The following is a 13,504-nucleotide window of genomic DNA, read 5'->3' as shown; positions in this document are numbered from 1 at the left end:
CACCCCCGCTTCCTTCCCCTCCCCCCCCCCCCCCCCCCTCCCCCTCCTTCCCCCCCCCCCCCCCCCCCGCCACATTGGGGCGCTCCGGGTCAGGGCAGGGTGGCGAGGGAGGCGTCTAGCGTGGCCGCGGACAGCTCGTTGTCGACCATGTCGCCGGCCAGGTAGGCGCCGTAGGCCGGCAGGTCCAGGTGCGCGTGGCCGCACAGCGCTGTGAGGATCACCTTCTCCTCACCGGTTTCCTTGCACCGCAACGCTTCCTGGATACACGCGGCGAGCGCGTGCGTCGGCTCCGGTGCCGGGATGATGCCTTCGGACCGCGCGAACCGCACGCCCGCCGAGAAGCACTCCTGCTGCCCGATCGCGATCGCTTCGATCAGCCCGAGCTCGTAGATGTGCGAGATGAGCGGCGACATCCCGTGGTAGCGCAGGCCGCCCGCGTGGATCGGGTCCGGGATGAAGTCGTGGCCGAGCGTGTGCATCTTCAGCAACGGCGTGAGCCCGGCGGTGTCGCCGAAGTCGTAGGCGTACTTCCCCCGCGTGAGCGACGGGCACGCGGCCGGCTCGACCGCGCGGATCACCGGGTCCATCCGGCCGGCCAGCTTCTCCCGCAGGAAGGGGAACGCGAGCCCGCCGAAGTTCGACCCGCCGCCGGTGCAGCCGACCAGCAGGTCCGGGGTGTCCCCGGCCAGCTCGAACTGCTTGAGCGCTTCCTCGCCGATGATCGTCTGGTGCAGCAGCACGTGGTTGAGGACGCTGCCCAGCGCGTACCGCGCGTCCGGGTCCTGCGCCGCCTGCTCGACGGCCTCGCTGATCGCGATGCCGAGGCTGCCCGTCGAATCCGGGTGCTTCTCGAGGATCGCCCGGCCGGACGCGGTCAGCTCGGACGGGCTCGGGTGGACGGCCGCGCCGAACGTCTCCATCATCAGCTTGCGGTAGGGCTTCTGGTCGTAGGACGCGCGGACCTGCCACACCTCGCACTCCAGCCCGTACTGGGCGCAGGCGAAGGCGAGCGCGCTCCCCCACTGGCCGGCGCCCGTCTCGGTGGTCAGCCGGGTGACGCCTTCGGCCGCGTTGTAGAACGCCTGCGGCACGGCGGTGTTCGGCTTGTGCGAGCCGACCGGGCTGACACCTTCGTACTTGTAGTAGATCCGCGCCGGGGTGCCGAGCGCCTTCTCCAATCGGCGCGCCCGGTACAACGGCGACGGCCGCCAGAGCCGGTAGACCTCCCGGACCTCCTCCGGGATGTCGACATAGCGATCAGTCGTCACTTCCTGGGCGATAAGGGCCTGCGGGAAGAGCGGGGCCAGGTCGTCCGGGCCGACGGGCTCCCGGGTACCGGGGTGCAGCGGCGGGGGCGGCGGCTCCGGCAGGTCGGGGATGACGTTGTACCACCGGGTCGGCAGCTCGTCTTCGTCCAGGACGTACTTGGTCTTCTCGGCCATCGCGCCTCCTTGGTCGGCACCTCAACCTAGGACGCCTCCGGCCGCGTAGCCAGTACGGTGACCGGGTGGGGAACTACGTCCTGATCGACGCGCCGTCCGACCTGGGCCTGCGGCCACCGGCCCAGGGCGCGGTGCCCGGCTGCTACAAGACCCCGTCGTGCTGCGTGACCTCGCCATCCGCGACCGCCTGGGCGCGGCCGACGGCGGCGTCGTGACCCCGGGGCGGTACGTCGGCACGTGGTCGCCGGGCGACGGGGTCCGCAACTCGGCGGCCATCGCGTCGTACACGCGTGCGCCGGCTTCGCGGGTGGCGGCGGTCCGGTCGTCGGGCGGGTTCCCGGTGGTGCTGGGCGGCGGCGACTGTTCGATCTCGCTGGGCGCGATGCCGGCGCTGCGCCGGTCCGGCCGGTACGACTTCCGCCACCTGGGCATCGCGGACCACGTCGGCGCGGCGGCGGGCGAGGACCTGGCGATCATGACCGGCCGCGGTGCCGACGACCTCGCCGACATCGACGGGCTGCGGCCGTACGTCCGCGACGGCGACGTCGTGGTCCTCGGGGTGCGAACGGCCGAGTCGGCACACTTGCGCGCCGCGGGGATCCCGTTCGTCACGTCGGGAGCGCTGATGGCTTCGACGCCGGTGCCGTCGTTTCCTGAGCTGGACGGCTTCTGGATCCACGTCGACATCGACGTCCTCGACCCGGCGTACGTGTCCGCAGTGGACAGTCCCGACCCCGGCGGCCTCGATCCGGCCACGCTGGTCTCGGTCCTGCGGGAGCTGGTGGCCAGGCCGGGCGCCGCGGGCTTCGAGCTGACGGTGTTCGACCCCGACCTCGACCCGGACGGCCACCAGGCCGGACTGGTCGCCGACATCCTGGAAAGGGTCTTCCGATGACCGACGTGCCGACCGACCTCCCGGTGTGGCAGCCGCCCTCGGGTCGCGGCCCGGGCCTGGTGCTGATCCAGGAGATCTTCGGACTGGACGACTACCTGCGCTCGGTGGCGGCGGAGCTGGCCGCCACCGGGTACGTGGTGGCGGTCCCGGAGCTGTTCCGGCGGACGGCGCCCGGCTGGTCGTCCACGCACGACGAAGCGGGCGTAGCGGCGTCGATGGAGGTGGCGTCCACATTCGACCCGACGCTCGGGCTCGCGGACGTCCTGGCGACGGTGGCCCACCTCCGCGCCCTGCCCGCGGTGTCCGGCGGGGTCGGGGTGCTGGGGTTCTGCCTGGGCGGATCACTGGCGTTCGCGGCGGCGGCCGAGGGCGACCCGGACGTCGCGGTGTCGTTCTACGGCTCGACGGTGGCCGCGCGGATCGCGGACCTGGCGAAGATCACGTGCCCGATCCAGTTCCACTTCGGCGGCCGGGACCCGTACATCCCGCGCGCGGACGTCCGCGTGGTCGAGGAGGCGGTGGCAGCGCACCCGGGAGCGGAGATCCACGTGCAGGAGGAGGCGGGGCACGCGTTCCACAACAACGTGGCCCCGATGTTCCACCACCCTGAGGCGGCGTCCCGCGCCTGGGCGCTGACGACCGGCTTCCTGTCGCGCACCCTGCCGACCTGAGGAGCACCCGGTGCCGCCGGTGGTCCGTGCGGCCGGCCCACGCGTCGTCTACCGTCGTCACCAGTGCGTCCGCTGACCCGGGAGGAACCCGCCATGCCCCACGCCGTCGACTTCGGAACCGTGTCGACCGCCGGCCTGGAGTCGTCGCCGGTCGCGGCCGCGCTCGCCGGCCTGCGGGCGAACGAGGCCCGGTACTTCAAGAACAAGTACGACCACGTCTTCACGGTCGAGCCCGCGAGCGACGCCGCGGCGACCGTCGACTGGGTGCACCGGATCCTCGAGGAAGAACGCGGCATCGTCATTTCCTCGCCCGCGCTCGAAGCCACCGAGTTCCAGGTCGAGGACATCCGGATGGCTTATGTGTTCTACGAAAGCGGCCTGTCGGTCAACGTGATGTACACCCTCGGCGACGGCGGAAAACGAGCGGTCGGGTTCAAGCTCTCCGACGGGATGGAAGTCCCCGCGGAACTCGGCTCGTTCAAGTTCGCCCGGCAGAAGTCGAAGCTGGCCGGCACGATCCGCGGCTCCTACTTCGTCATCAAGAACGAGTACTGACCAGCCCTCGGGCCGGCCAGAGCAGGTCGACGGCCTCCTCGCGCGCCAGCACGGGACGCAGCACCGGCGCGCCGAGCAAGCGTGCGGCGAGTGCCGGCTCGGCCGACCGCTCGTACCGCCGCAGCCACCGGTGCACGGCCGGTCCGACCGTGTCGGCCGGCCGCCGGACCAGCTCGGTCCCGGCGGGTTCGCCGGCGGCCTGGTGGCCAGCTCCACCGACCAGGGCAGGTAGCACAGCGCGTACGCCGGTGCGAGCAGCTCCGCCGGGGTGGTCGCCGCGGCGCGCCTGGATACCCGTCGCGGGTCAGTCCCAGTAGTTGAAGAGCACTTCGCCGAGGTCGGCCGGAGCCCAGTACTTCAGGTCCTCCGCGTAGTACCCGGGCCACGTCTTCGCGTCGAACGGCCCGGCCAGGTCGGCCGGGGTGAGCACCAGAAAGGCCGGGTGTTCCGCCAGCACGGCGACCAGGTCGGGAGCGTCGAGGAACGTCAACGGGCCCCAGCCGGCGGCGGTCCCGTCGATCGCCCGCGGCTCGGCGACCGCGAGCACCGGTTCGGTCCGATCCCCGGTGCACACGATCGAGAGGCGATGGTCGCCGTAGTCGACGACGCCCTGGTGGAAGTTCGGCGTGACGCCGTCGGCGATCCGGAACTCCACGACCCGGCCGCCGGTACGCCGAGCCGCCTCGTGGCACACCCGGCGGAACTCACGCAGGTCCATCGCGCGACCGTATCCGCCCGGCGCCGGTCCCCAGGACCGATTTTCGCCGGCGCCAACCGATCAGGAATCGAGAAGCGCTGGTCATCGCCCCGCGCCTAGCGTTACCGGCATGACGAACATCGACTCCATCACCCTCGAAGTGGCCGACACGACCGCCGCCGAGCGCTTCTACGCCGACGCCTTCGGCCTGACCACCCAGGTGCGTTTCCGCGAGGCGCAGCAGCCCTCCACCGGCTTCCGCGGCTACACCCTCTCCCTCATCGTGGCCCAGCCCGCCGACGTCGACTCGCTCATGGCCACCGCCCTCGAAGCCGGGGCCACCACGCTGAAGCCCGCCGCGAAGTCCCTGTGGGGCTACGGCGCCGCCGTCCAGGCACCCGACGGTGCCATCTGGACCCTCGCCACCTCGACCAAGAAGAACACCGGGCCGGCGACCCGGGCGATCGTCTCGATCGTGCTGCTCCTGGGCGTCCAGGACATCCTCGCCAGCAAGAAGTTCTACGTCGAGCACGGACTCACCGTCGCGAAGAGCTTCGGCCGCATGTACGTCGAGTTCGACGGCGGGAGCGGCCCCGTCAAGCTCGCGCTCTACCGGCGCAAGGCCCTCGCCAAGCAGGCCGGCGTCGCGCCCGAAGGCACCGGCGCGCACCGGATCGCCGTCAACGCCGCCGCGCCGTTCACCGACCCGGACGGGTTCGCCTGGGAGGTCGCGACGACCCAGTCACTGGACGCCTGACCGGAGTTCCGCGCCGGCCGTCACCCGTTCGGGAGCTCGACCAGGGTGCCGCGGCCGACCGGCGCCGCGGACTTGGGGCTGCCCGCGCAGACGTATCCGCTGTACGTCCGGCCCTTGACCCGTTCGGCCACCGGCCGGAACCGATCGGGCCGGAGGCCGCGGAACCGCGTGGCGACGACGTCTTCGTACAGGCGCTGCGAGACGACCAGCACGACGTCTTCGCCGGGGTGCCGGGCCAGCGTTTCGCGCACGGATTCCGCGTCGAGCAACCGGCAGGCGACGACGAGGGCGTCTCCGATGGGGCCGAAGACCCCCGCGGTCAAGGCTCCGTGGTGCATCGAAATCCGCAGCCGCGGCCGGCTGCCCCGCCCGAGTTCTTCCACCACCTCGTCGACGAAGTCCGCGACGACGCGGGAAACGTCGGAATCGGCGGGCAGCACCGCCAGTTCACCGTCCCCTCGCGGTTGCCGGAGCCAGCCGGCGCGGACGAGCCCGGCCCCTTCGGCAGCCCGGTCGAGCACCTCCTCCAGCCGCAACGAAACCGCGGCCTGGTCGAGGATCCCCATTCCGGAGAAGCCTTCGACGTCCACCGCGACGACGAGTCCATAGACGAGCTGACCTTCGTGAAGCATGTTTCCATCCCCTCGGCAGAGCCGATGTCCCTGGGACGATTGAACCGTCACGAGCGGTTTCCGCACCACGTCCGCGGACACACGCAGACGAACGCGCTCCGGGACACCGGAGAAAGCCGAGGTCCCCGAATTCCGTCTGTTTTCGACCGCCCACCAGAGCACCTGGAAGTGAGACAATGTGAGACAAAGCCGGCCGACGTGGGACACGATGTCAAGATGCCTCTTTCCCGACCCGGGCCATACGGTGATCTTGACCCGTCCGGGGCTGTGACGCTCACCCAGTTGGCCGATTTACTCCGGCAATGCCGGGTGCGTGCCGGAAATCCGTCACTGCGCGATATCGAGCGGCTCGGCGAGAAACGCGGACACACCCTCCCCCGTTCCACGGTGGCCGGGGTCCTGGCCGGCCGGCGTGCGCCACGGCGGGATCTGCTGCTGGCCTTGCTGGCCGCGTTCGGGATTCCCGACGGGGATTGGGCGGCGTGGACGAGCGCCTGGGAAAGGGCGGTCACCGGCCGGCCGGTGGACCCCGCGGAAGCCCTTCGGCCGGCTGATGAGCAAGCCGACATCTGGCGGTTTCCGCCGGACGAGCCGGTGATGATCGTCTGCGGGCGCATCCCGGAATCGGAGGCCCGCAACCTCGCCTCGAGCGACCCACGGGATCCCGACTACGGCGACCTGCTGAACTACACCGACGTGGACGCGCTGGTCCACCTGTACGGCCACATTCGCGCCTTGAACCCGCATCACGATGTGAAGTTCGCGACGACGGCTGAACTGCAGGCCGCTGACTACGCCAGCCACCTCGTGGTGATCGGCGGATCGGACTTCAACATGCTCACCCGCGATATGTTCTCCGCTCTGCACCTGCCGGTGAAGATGTCGCCGCGTTTTCCCGAAACGGATTGGCTCGGCCTGGAGGTCGGCACCGGCGAAGGAACTCAGCGGTTCAGCCCCGTCCTCAGCGAGGAATACGGGGCGCGCGTCCTCCACGAGGACGTGATCCTTTTCGTCCGCGGCGTCAATCCGGCCGACCGGCGGCGCACCATCACGATCTGCGCGGGCATCCACGCCCGCGGCACCCTGGCGGCGGCTCGGTGCCTGACCGATCCGGTGCTCGGGCCGGGGAACCAGGCCTACCTGCGCCGCAAGGTCGGCGCGAACCTGCACTTCGGGTTCGTCGCGAGGGCCATCGTCATCGACCGGTCGGTGGCTCCGCCGGACCTCTCCGATCCCGAGCACCGGCTCTACGAGTGGATGCAGCCGGAGTGATCTGCGGGCGGGCGCCGGAGCCGCCAGACTGGTCGGCGTGCCGGAACTACCCGAAGTGGAGCTCGCCCGCCAGGTTCTCGCCGACGCGCTCGGCCGCGAGATCCGGGACGTCGACGACCACGACGACTGGGTCTGCCGGCCGCACGCGCCCGGGGATCTCGCCCGGGCGTTGCGGGGCGGGCGGCTCACCGAGGCGCACCGGCGGGGCAAGACGCTGTGGTGCGAAACGGAAAACGGCGACGGGCGGCCCGGCCCGAACCTGGGCCTGCACCTCGGGATGGCCGGGCAGCTGCGGTTCGGCGGCCGGAGCGGGCCGCCCGGGCCGAAACGCTTTCACGGTCGCGAAGAGAAGCCCGAATGGTTCCGGTTCGGGATCACCTTCGCCGACGGCGAACAGCTGCGGCTCTTCGACACGCGCCGGCTCAGCCGGGTGCGGCTCGACCCCGATCTCGACGCGCTCGGCCCGGACGCCGGCGAGGTGTCGCGCGCGGACTTCCGTTCGCGCGTCGGCCGGGGACGGGCGCCGGTGAAGGCGCGGCTGCTGGACCAGTCCATGCTGGCCGGGATCGGGAACCTGCTGGCCGACGAAACCCTCTGGCAGGCGGCGGTGAGCCCGGCCCGCCCGGTGAACGAACTGGGCGACGACGACCTCACGAACCTCCACAAGGCACTCCGGAAGTCCCTGCGCGCGGCGATCGAGCACGGCGGTGTCCACACGGGCGAGATCATCGGCCACCGCCGCGCCGGCGAGCACTGCCCGCGCTGCGGCGCGGAGATGGCGCACGGCACCGTCGGCGGCCGGTCGACCTGGTGGTGCACGAAGGAACAGGCTTAGCGCGGCCCGAGCCCGGTGCGGCCGTCGATCAGCTCGCGGACGACGTCCAGGTGGCCGGCGTGCCGGGCGGTCTCCTCGATCATGTGCAGGACCACCCCGCGCAGGTCGGCGATCTCGTCCGCGAGCGGCGCGGGGTGGCGCAGCTTCGGCACCGCGGACAACGGCGTCGCGGCGAAGATCTCGTCGGACCGGCGGCACTGGTCGCGGTAGAACGCGAAGACGACGTCCGCGGACCGGGGCGTGGTCAACGGCGCGTGGTCGTCCGGCCACGTCACCGGGTCCGCGGTCCCGGTGACGATCTCCTGGAACCAGTGCCGCTCGGCGTACCCGAGGTGCTCGACCATGCCGAGCGGGGTCCAGCCGGACGGCAGCACCGGGGTGGTCAGGACGTCCTCACCCAGTCCGTCGAGGATCGCCAAGACGCTGCCGCGCTGGGCTCGGAGGAACGACAGCAGTGTGTTCTTCTCGTCGTCGGCCACGATCGCGGACCTTAACGGGCGGCAGGGCACCTTGGCGGGCGGTTTTTGTCGGTGGTAGCCGGTAGCGTCGGAGACATGGCAACACTGGTCACCTTCCACGCCCACCCGGACGACGAATGCCTGCGCACCGCCGGGGTGATGGCCAAGGCCGTCGCCGAGGGGCACCGCGTCGTGCTCGTCGTCGCCACCCGGGGCGAGGTCGGCGAGGTCCCCGAGGGCTTTCTCGCCGAGGGCGAACAACTGTGGGAGCGGCGCGTGCGGGAGTCGCACGCGGCCGCGGAGATCCTCGGGGTCGAACGCGTCGAGTTCCTCGGCTACCGCGACTCCGGGATGATGGGCGAGCCGACGAACGACGATCCGGAGTGCTTCTGGCGGGCGGACGTCGAAAAGGCGGCCGAGCAGCTGGCGGCGATCCTGCGCGAAGAGTCGGCGGACGTCCTGACGGTCTACGACGACAACGGCGACTACGGCCACCCGGACCACATCCAGGTGCACCGCGTCGGCGTCCGCGCGGCCGAGCTGGCGGGCACGCCGCGCGTGTTCCAGGCGACGTTCAACCGCGAGTTCATGCAGCGCGGCTTCGAAACGGCCGTGGAGCAGGGGTTGATGCCCCCGGAGGCGGCCCCGAAGCCGCCGGAGAACGTCGAGTTCGGCAAACCGGAGGCCGAGATCACGGCGGCGGTCGACGTGTCGAAGTACGTGGGGGTGAAACGAGCGGCGATGCGGGCCCACCCCAGCCAGATCAGCGAGGACATGTTCATGCTGGCCATGCCGGACGACGCCTTCGCCTTCGCGTTCGGGACGGAGTGGTTCATCCGGACGGGACAGGGGCCGGGCATCACGGAGACGGACTTGATGGGCGGACTGTAGGGGTAGGGCCGGGGCCAGGGCCGCTTGGTCCACATCGACGGTCGCCCGGGCCGCTTCGGCCCGGGCAGCAACGGCTCCAGCGCTGCCCACTGAGCGTCGGTCAGGTCGAACCGCCCCGCCACCGCTGGGGTGTCCACGAGGTCTCCGGTGTTCAGGTTCTTCGATACAGGCCCTAGTCGCTCCGCGCTACGATGCCGGACGTGGCGCTCGACCGGTTTGAGGACATTTCAGGGCTGGAGTACCGATTGTCGGACTCGCCCTATGTCGAGGGCGTATATCGGGTGGCGCCGAATGGTGGGCACGGCAGTTTCGCGCCGGAGCGCATGGTGTCAGTCGTGAACTCGAACTGGGAGCTGCTGGTGTGGGCGTCGGACGGCGTCACCACCGTCTCGGTCCGCGGTCCCGAGACCCGGCCCACCGTGGTCCCGTTGGGTGGCGGGCTGGGCAGCACCTTCGGCGTGATCTTCCGGCACGGTGCCTTCCTGCGGAACCTGCCCGTGGGCGGGCTTGTGGACGGCAGCGTGTCGAGCCCGTACACGACGCCGCGCTCCTTCGTGCTGCAGGGCAGCGAGTGGGAGATCCCCACCTACGAGAACGCGGAGACGTTTGTGCAGCGCCTGGTCCGGGCGGGGTTGCTGGTGCGGGACCCGTTGGTGACCGACGTCGTCGCCGGGGAGCGGCCGGTGCTGGTCACACCGCGCTCGGTGCAGCGCCGGGTCGCCGCGGCCACGGGCCTGACGCAGGGCACGATCCGCCAGATCGAGCGGGTGCGGCAGGCCACGATGCTGCTGCGGCGGGGCGTGGCCGCGACCGAGGTCGTGCATCTGGTCGGGTATCACGACCAGCCACATCTGGCGCGGTCGCTGACCCGGTTCGTCGGCCGGACGGCGACCCAGCTGCGGCGGCCCACCACCGGCGAGATGGTGTCGCTGCTGTACAAGACCGAGGTCGAGGTACGGCCGTAGGTTCGAAGTCAGCCGGAAGGGCCGGCCACGAGAACCGAGGAGCACCAGTGGCTTTCACGCAGATCTATGTCAACCTGCCGGTCACCGACCTGGACGCGAGCACGTCGTTCTACCTGGCGCTGGGTGGTGTGCTCAACCCGCAGTTCACCGACGAGACCTCCGCGCAGGTCGCCCTCGGCGAGGTGGTGAGCGTGCAGCTGATGACGCACGAGCAGTTCGGTCAGTTCACCTCGCGGCCGATCGCCTCCGGTGCGATCGAGTCGATCCTGGCGCTGCCCGCCGAGTCGAAGGAGGACGTCGACCGGCTGGCCGACGCCGCGGTGAAGGCGGGCGGGTCCGAGCCGCGCCCTGCTCAGGACATGGGCTGGCTGTACAACCGTGCTGTGGACGACCCGGACGGCCACAGCTGGGAACTGCTCTCGTTCGACGCGTCGGCGATGCCCGGCACGCCCGAATGACCCGGAATGATGAGGGGCGCGGGCGGTTGATTCTCACCGTCCGCGCAGCACCCGGCCGAAGTCTGGTGTGGAGGTGCGAGTCCGGCCGGCCTCCCCCGCCGGGCCCGTCAGTCGAGCGCCGCCGTCACGTCCAGCTCCACCAGCTGACCCGGGTACCCGAGCCGGGCCACCCCCAGCAGCGTGCTCGCCGACCTGAACGCCGCGCCGATCTCCGAGCCCGTCAACCGGTCCCACACCGCCGACAGCTCCGCACGGTCCTCCGTCACCACGTAGATCACCGTCCGGACCACGTCGGCCGGCGAAGCTCCCGCGAAAGCCAGCGCCGCCGCCGTGTTGGCCACGACCTGGTCGACCTGCGGCAACAGCCCCTCGGCCACCGAACCGTCCGCGGCCAGCGGGCACTGGCCGGCCAGGTATACCGTCCGGTTCGAAACAGCCACCGTCACGTGGTGGTAGCCCGGCGGTGTGTGCAGTCCGGGCGGGTTCTGTCGTTCAATGGTCACCACCGCATCGTCGCCGGGCACGCAAGCCGAAAAAGGAGGGGCACGTGCGCAGGACCATCGACTGGGCCGGGGACGCCGTCGTCGTCATCGACCAGACCGCGCTGCCCGCCGGATACCGGCTGCTGCACCTGCGGACCGTCGGCGAGCTCGTCGACGCCATCAAGCGCCTCGCCGTCCGCGGGGCGCCCGCCCTCGGGGCCGCCGGGGCCCTCGGCGTCGCCCTCGCCGCCCGGACCAGCGAAAACGTCGAAGCCGACGCCGAACTGATCGCCACCGCGCGCCCCACCGCCGTCAACCTCGCCTGGGGCGTGCGGCGCGCGATGGCGAAGCTCCACCAAGGCGCCGACGCCGTCCTCGACGAGGCCCTGGCCCTCCTCGCCGAGGACGAAGAGCTCAACAAGGCCGCGTCGAAGCACGCCGCCGAGGTCGTGCTCGCCGAGTGCGCGCGCCGGCCGTTGCGGCTGCTCAGCCACTGCAACGCCGGGCGGCTCGCGACCGTCGGGTGGGGCAGCGCCCTCGGCGTCGTCTGGCACCTGCACGCCCGCGGGCTCGTCGAAGAAGTCCTCGTCGACGAGACACGCCCGCTCCTCCAGGGCGCCCGGCTGACGGCGTGGGAGCTGGCCCAGGAAAACGTCCCCTACCGCGTCCAGCCCGATGGTGCGGCCGCCGCCGCGATGGCGCGCGGGATGGTCGACTGCGTGCTCGTCGGCGCCGACCGGATCGCCGCGAACGGCGACGTCGCCAACAAGATCGGCACCTACGGCCTGGCGATTGCCGCCAAGCACCACGGCGTGCCGTTCGTCGTCGTCGCGCCGTCGTCCACTGTGGATACGGCGCTCGCAAGCGGCGCGGGCATCGCCATCGAAGAGCGCGATGCCCGCGAGCTCACCGAATACGCCGGGGTCGCGATCACCCCGCCGGACGCGCAGGTCTTCAACCCCGCGTTCGACGTGACACCCCACGAGCTCGTCACGGCCGTGGTCACCGAGCACGGCCGCTTCGCACCCTAGGGACGCGGGCCGATCTCGCGGCCGCCGTCGGTCACGGTGATCGCCATCGCCGGGCACGAGTCCGCCGCGTCCAGCACCGTCTCGTCCCCGTCGACCTCCGAGACGACCGCCTGCGCCACCGCGCCGTCGAGGACGAACACCTCGGGCATCAGCGCGGCGCACATCCCCGAGCCGATGCAAGTGTGTTCGTCGACTTCCACGTGCCAGCTCATGGTCACCTTCCGAGTCACCAGCCGATCGGCATCGACCGCGGTCCGCGGACGAGCATCTGCGTCTTCCACACGATATCGCCGGCCAGGTGCAGCCCCGGCAGCTCGGTCACCAACGCGCGCAGCGCCTCCTGCAGCTCGAGCCGGGCCAGCGGCGCGCCCAGGCAGTGGTGGACGCCGTGGCCGAACCCGAGGTGGTGGTTGTCCTCGCGGTCGAACCGCAGGCCCTCCGCGTCGTCGAACCGCAGCCGGTCGCGGTTGGCGGCGCCGATGGCCACCAGCACCGGCTCCCCCGCCCGCACGAGCACGCCGCCGACCTCGACGTCTTCGGTGGCGTAGCGCGCGAACCCGGCGCCGGCACCCAGCGGCACGAACCGCAGCAGCTCCTCCACCGCGGCCGGGATCAGGTCCGGGTCGGCGCACAGCCGCTCCCACTGCCCGGGCTGGTCGAGCAGCGCGTAGACGAAGTTGGGGATCTGGCTCGCGGTGGTCTCGTGCCCGGCGACGAGGATGCCGACGCACAGGTCGACCAGCTCCAGCTCGGTCAGCCGGTCGCGGGTGTCGCGCGCCTCGATCAGCGCCGTCATCAGGTCGTCCTGAGGCCGCGCCCGGTGCTCCGCGATCAGCCCGCGCATGTAGTCGCGCAGCTCTTCGCGGTTGCGCTCGAACTCCTCGGGCGTCAGGCCGCTGGTGGACAGCGCGGCGTCGCTCCAGACCCGGAACTTCGGCCGGTCGGCGACCGGGACGCCGAGCAGCTCGCAGATCACCGCGACCGGGATCGGCAGCGCGTACCGGTCGACGAGGTCCGCGGGCGGGCCGGCGGCCTTCATGCCGGCGATCAGCCCGGTCGCGAGTTCGACGACACGCGGGCGCAGCAGCTCGACGCGCCGCATGGTGAACGCCTTCGCCACCAGCGTCCGCAGCCGCGTGTGGTCCGGCGGGTCCATCTGCAGGATGCCGCCTTCGCGCTGGACGGGTGAGCGCCGCGGTGCGTCCTTCTCCTTCTCCATCGCCCGCGAGAACCGGCGGTCGCCGAGCACCAGCCGGGCGTCGGCGTAGCGGGTGGCCAGCCACGCCGGCTCGCCGTAGGTCATCTTGACCCGGACCATGCCCTCGGCTTCGCGGGCGGCCGCGTAGGCCTCGTTGAGGTCGAGCCCCGCCTCCTCGTTGAAGGGGTAAGAGAGCGGCTCGGTGTGGGTGACGGTCATGCGGCAACCCCTCGCTCCGATTGTAAGCAGCTGCTTACAAAACTAC

The 13,504-nt window shown here is 71.4% G+C and carries 19 protein-coding genes; 11 read left to right on the top strand and 8 right to left on the bottom strand.

Translation table 11 applies throughout. The features are described from left to right. Window positions 1-89 precede the first annotated feature (89 nt). The gene (locus ACZ4TR_RS46155) at window positions 90-1,442 is read right to left on the bottom strand and encodes a TrpB-like pyridoxal phosphate-dependent enzyme (protein WP_465295100.1); all 1,353 of its coding nucleotides are present in this window, start codon (window positions 1,440-1,442) and stop codon (window positions 90-92) included. 65 nt (window positions 1,443-1,507) lie between these two features. Between ACZ4TR_RS46155 and ACZ4TR_RS46150 the strand changes: the two genes are divergently transcribed. The 4 genes from ACZ4TR_RS46150 to ACZ4TR_RS46135 all read left to right on the top strand — a co-directional run bounded on the left by ACZ4TR_RS46150 (window position 1,508) and on the right by ACZ4TR_RS46135 (window position 3,563). After that, window positions 1,508-1,657 (top strand): hypothetical protein, encoded by a 150-nt coding sequence (locus tag ACZ4TR_RS46150; RefSeq protein ID WP_465295098.1) that lies wholly within the window; start codon window positions 1,508-1,510, stop codon window positions 1,655-1,657. Then, window positions 1,600-2,337 (top strand): arginase family protein, encoded by a 738-nt coding sequence (locus tag ACZ4TR_RS46145; protein ID WP_465295096.1) that lies wholly within the window; start codon window positions 1,600-1,602, stop codon window positions 2,335-2,337. The genes ACZ4TR_RS46150 and ACZ4TR_RS46145 overlap by 58 nt, the downstream gene beginning before the upstream one ends. Beyond that, window positions 2,334-3,008: a dienelactone hydrolase family protein gene (locus tag ACZ4TR_RS46140; protein WP_465295094.1), complete on the top strand. Its 675-nt coding sequence runs from the start codon at window positions 2,334-2,336 to the stop codon at window positions 3,006-3,008. Before ACZ4TR_RS46145 ends, ACZ4TR_RS46140 begins: the two co-directional genes overlap by 4 nt. 93 nt (window positions 3,009-3,101) lie before the next feature. Continuing rightward, the gene (locus ACZ4TR_RS46135; protein WP_465295092.1) at window positions 3,102-3,563 is read left to right on the top strand and encodes a phage tail protein; all 462 of its coding nucleotides are present in this window, start codon (window positions 3,102-3,104) and stop codon (window positions 3,561-3,563) included. On the opposite strand, the gene ACZ4TR_RS46130 is transcribed toward ACZ4TR_RS46135, so the two are convergent. Both ACZ4TR_RS46130 and ACZ4TR_RS46125 read right to left on the bottom strand, forming a co-directional pair. Further along, window positions 3,547-3,798 carry a hypothetical protein gene (locus ACZ4TR_RS46130; RefSeq protein ID WP_465295090.1) on the bottom strand — a complete coding sequence of 84 codons (252 nt, stop codon included), beginning with the start codon at window positions 3,796-3,798 and terminating at the stop codon, window positions 3,547-3,549. The genes ACZ4TR_RS46135 and ACZ4TR_RS46130 overlap by 17 nt on opposite strands. A gap of 69 nt (window positions 3,799-3,867) precedes the next feature. Next, window positions 3,868-4,281: a hypothetical protein gene (locus ACZ4TR_RS46125; protein ID WP_364511997.1), complete on the bottom strand. Its 414-nt coding sequence runs from the start codon at window positions 4,279-4,281 to the stop codon at window positions 3,868-3,870. 109 nt (window positions 4,282-4,390) lie between these two features. Between ACZ4TR_RS46125 and ACZ4TR_RS46120 the strand changes: the two genes are divergently transcribed. Continuing rightward, window positions 4,391-5,017: a glyoxalase gene (locus tag ACZ4TR_RS46120; RefSeq protein WP_465295088.1), complete on the top strand. Its 627-nt coding sequence runs from the start codon at window positions 4,391-4,393 to the stop codon at window positions 5,015-5,017. A 20-nt stretch (window positions 5,018-5,037) separates the two neighbouring features. Here ACZ4TR_RS46120 and ACZ4TR_RS46115 read toward each other — a convergent pair whose 3' ends face one another. Then, on the bottom strand, window positions 5,038-5,649 hold the full coding sequence (locus ACZ4TR_RS46115) for a nucleotidyl cyclase domain-containing protein (RefSeq protein WP_465295086.1): 612 nt from the start codon (window positions 5,647-5,649) through the stop codon (window positions 5,038-5,040). A gap of 267 nt (window positions 5,650-5,916) precedes the next feature. Between ACZ4TR_RS46115 and ACZ4TR_RS46110 the strand changes: the two genes are divergently transcribed. Together ACZ4TR_RS46110 and ACZ4TR_RS46105 are read left to right on the top strand one after the other, a co-directional pair. After that, window positions 5,917-6,921, top strand: a complete 1,005-nt coding sequence (locus ACZ4TR_RS46110; protein ID WP_465295084.1) for a hypothetical protein — start codon at window positions 5,917-5,919, stop codon at window positions 6,919-6,921. A gap of 37 nt (window positions 6,922-6,958) precedes the next feature. Continuing rightward, window positions 6,959-7,756 (top strand): Fpg/Nei family DNA glycosylase, encoded by a 798-nt coding sequence (locus tag ACZ4TR_RS46105; protein ID WP_465295082.1) that lies wholly within the window; start codon window positions 6,959-6,961, stop codon window positions 7,754-7,756. Here the strand turns inward: ACZ4TR_RS46105 and ACZ4TR_RS46100 are convergent. After that, window positions 7,753-8,235: a DinB family protein gene (locus ACZ4TR_RS46100; RefSeq protein WP_465295080.1), complete on the bottom strand. Its 483-nt coding sequence runs from the start codon at window positions 8,233-8,235 to the stop codon at window positions 7,753-7,755. The two genes, ACZ4TR_RS46105 and ACZ4TR_RS46100, sit on opposite strands and share 4 nt — an antisense overlap. Before the next feature lie 75 nt (window positions 8,236-8,310). Between ACZ4TR_RS46100 and ACZ4TR_RS46095 the strand changes: the two genes are divergently transcribed. From ACZ4TR_RS46095 to ACZ4TR_RS46085, 3 genes are all read left to right on the top strand, one after another. Then, a complete protein-coding gene (locus ACZ4TR_RS46095; RefSeq protein ID WP_465295078.1) occupies window positions 8,311-9,105 on the top strand; it encodes a PIG-L family deacetylase in 795 nt (264 codons plus the stop codon). Window positions 9,106-9,440: 335 nt separating this feature from the next. Continuing rightward, window positions 9,441-10,070 (top strand): helix-turn-helix domain-containing protein, encoded by a 630-nt coding sequence (locus ACZ4TR_RS46090; protein ID WP_465295076.1) that lies wholly within the window; start codon window positions 9,441-9,443, stop codon window positions 10,068-10,070. A 47-nt stretch (window positions 10,071-10,117) separates the two neighbouring features. Further along, window positions 10,118-10,528 (top strand): VOC family protein, encoded by a 411-nt coding sequence (locus ACZ4TR_RS46085; RefSeq protein WP_465295074.1) that lies wholly within the window; start codon window positions 10,118-10,120, stop codon window positions 10,526-10,528. Window positions 10,529-10,635: 107 nt separating this feature from the next. On the opposite strand, the gene ACZ4TR_RS46080 is transcribed toward ACZ4TR_RS46085, so the two are convergent. Beyond that, window positions 10,636-11,031 (bottom strand): RidA family protein, encoded by a 396-nt coding sequence (locus ACZ4TR_RS46080; protein WP_465295072.1) that lies wholly within the window; start codon window positions 11,029-11,031, stop codon window positions 10,636-10,638. A 44-nt stretch (window positions 11,032-11,075) separates the two neighbouring features. On the opposite strand from ACZ4TR_RS46080, the gene mtnA reads away from it, so the two are divergent. Next, entirely contained in the window at window positions 11,076-12,041 is a 966-nt protein-coding gene (gene mtnA, locus ACZ4TR_RS46075) for an S-methyl-5-thioribose-1-phosphate isomerase (RefSeq protein WP_465295070.1), read from the top strand. On the opposite strand, the gene ACZ4TR_RS46070 is transcribed toward mtnA, so the two are convergent. Further along, window positions 12,038-12,253: a ferredoxin gene (locus ACZ4TR_RS46070; RefSeq protein ID WP_364512031.1), complete on the bottom strand. Its 216-nt coding sequence runs from the start codon at window positions 12,251-12,253 to the stop codon at window positions 12,038-12,040. The two genes, mtnA and ACZ4TR_RS46070, sit on opposite strands and share 4 nt — an antisense overlap. A gap of 14 nt (window positions 12,254-12,267) precedes the next feature. Then, window positions 12,268-13,458 (bottom strand): cytochrome P450, encoded by a 1,191-nt coding sequence (locus ACZ4TR_RS46065; protein WP_465295068.1) that lies wholly within the window; start codon window positions 13,456-13,458, stop codon window positions 12,268-12,270. Window positions 13,459-13,504 lie beyond the last annotated feature (46 nt).

The sequence above is a fragment of the Amycolatopsis sp. NPDC028719 genome (assembly GCF_055565395.1).
This window is presented reverse-complemented; position numbering and strand designations above follow the sequence as displayed.

Bases quoted from the DNA above. Each gene is read 5' to 3' on its own strand.
- ACZ4TR_RS46125 (WP_364511997.1), bottom strand. From the start codon at position 4,281: ATGGACCTGCGTGAGTTCCGCCGGGTGTGCCACGAGGCGGCTCGGCGT.
- ACZ4TR_RS46070 (WP_364512031.1), bottom strand. From the start codon at position 12,253: ATGAGCTGGCACGTGGAAGTCGACGAACACACTTGCATCGGCTCGGGG.
- ACZ4TR_RS46065 (WP_465295068.1), bottom strand. From the start codon at position 13,458: ATGACCGTCACCCACACCGAGCCGCTCTCTTACCCCTTCAACGAGGAG.
- ACZ4TR_RS46120 (WP_465295088.1), top strand. From the start codon at position 4,391: ATGACGAACATCGACTCCATCACCCTCGAAGTGGCCGACACGACCGCC.
- ACZ4TR_RS46135 (WP_465295092.1), top strand. From the start codon at position 3,102: ATGCCCCACGCCGTCGACTTCGGAACCGTGTCGACCGCCGGCCTGGAG.
- ACZ4TR_RS46095 (WP_465295078.1), top strand. From the start codon at position 8,311: ATGGCAACACTGGTCACCTTCCACGCCCACCCGGACGACGAATGCCTG.
- ACZ4TR_RS46140 (WP_465295094.1), top strand. From the start codon at position 2,334: ATGACCGACGTGCCGACCGACCTCCCGGTGTGGCAGCCGCCCTCGGGT.
- ACZ4TR_RS46155 (WP_465295100.1), bottom strand. From the start codon at position 1,442: ATGGCCGAGAAGACCAAGTACGTCCTGGACGAAGACGAGCTGCCGACC.
- ACZ4TR_RS46115 (WP_465295086.1), bottom strand. From the start codon at position 5,649: ATGCTTCACGAAGGTCAGCTCGTCTATGGACTCGTCGTCGCGGTGGAC.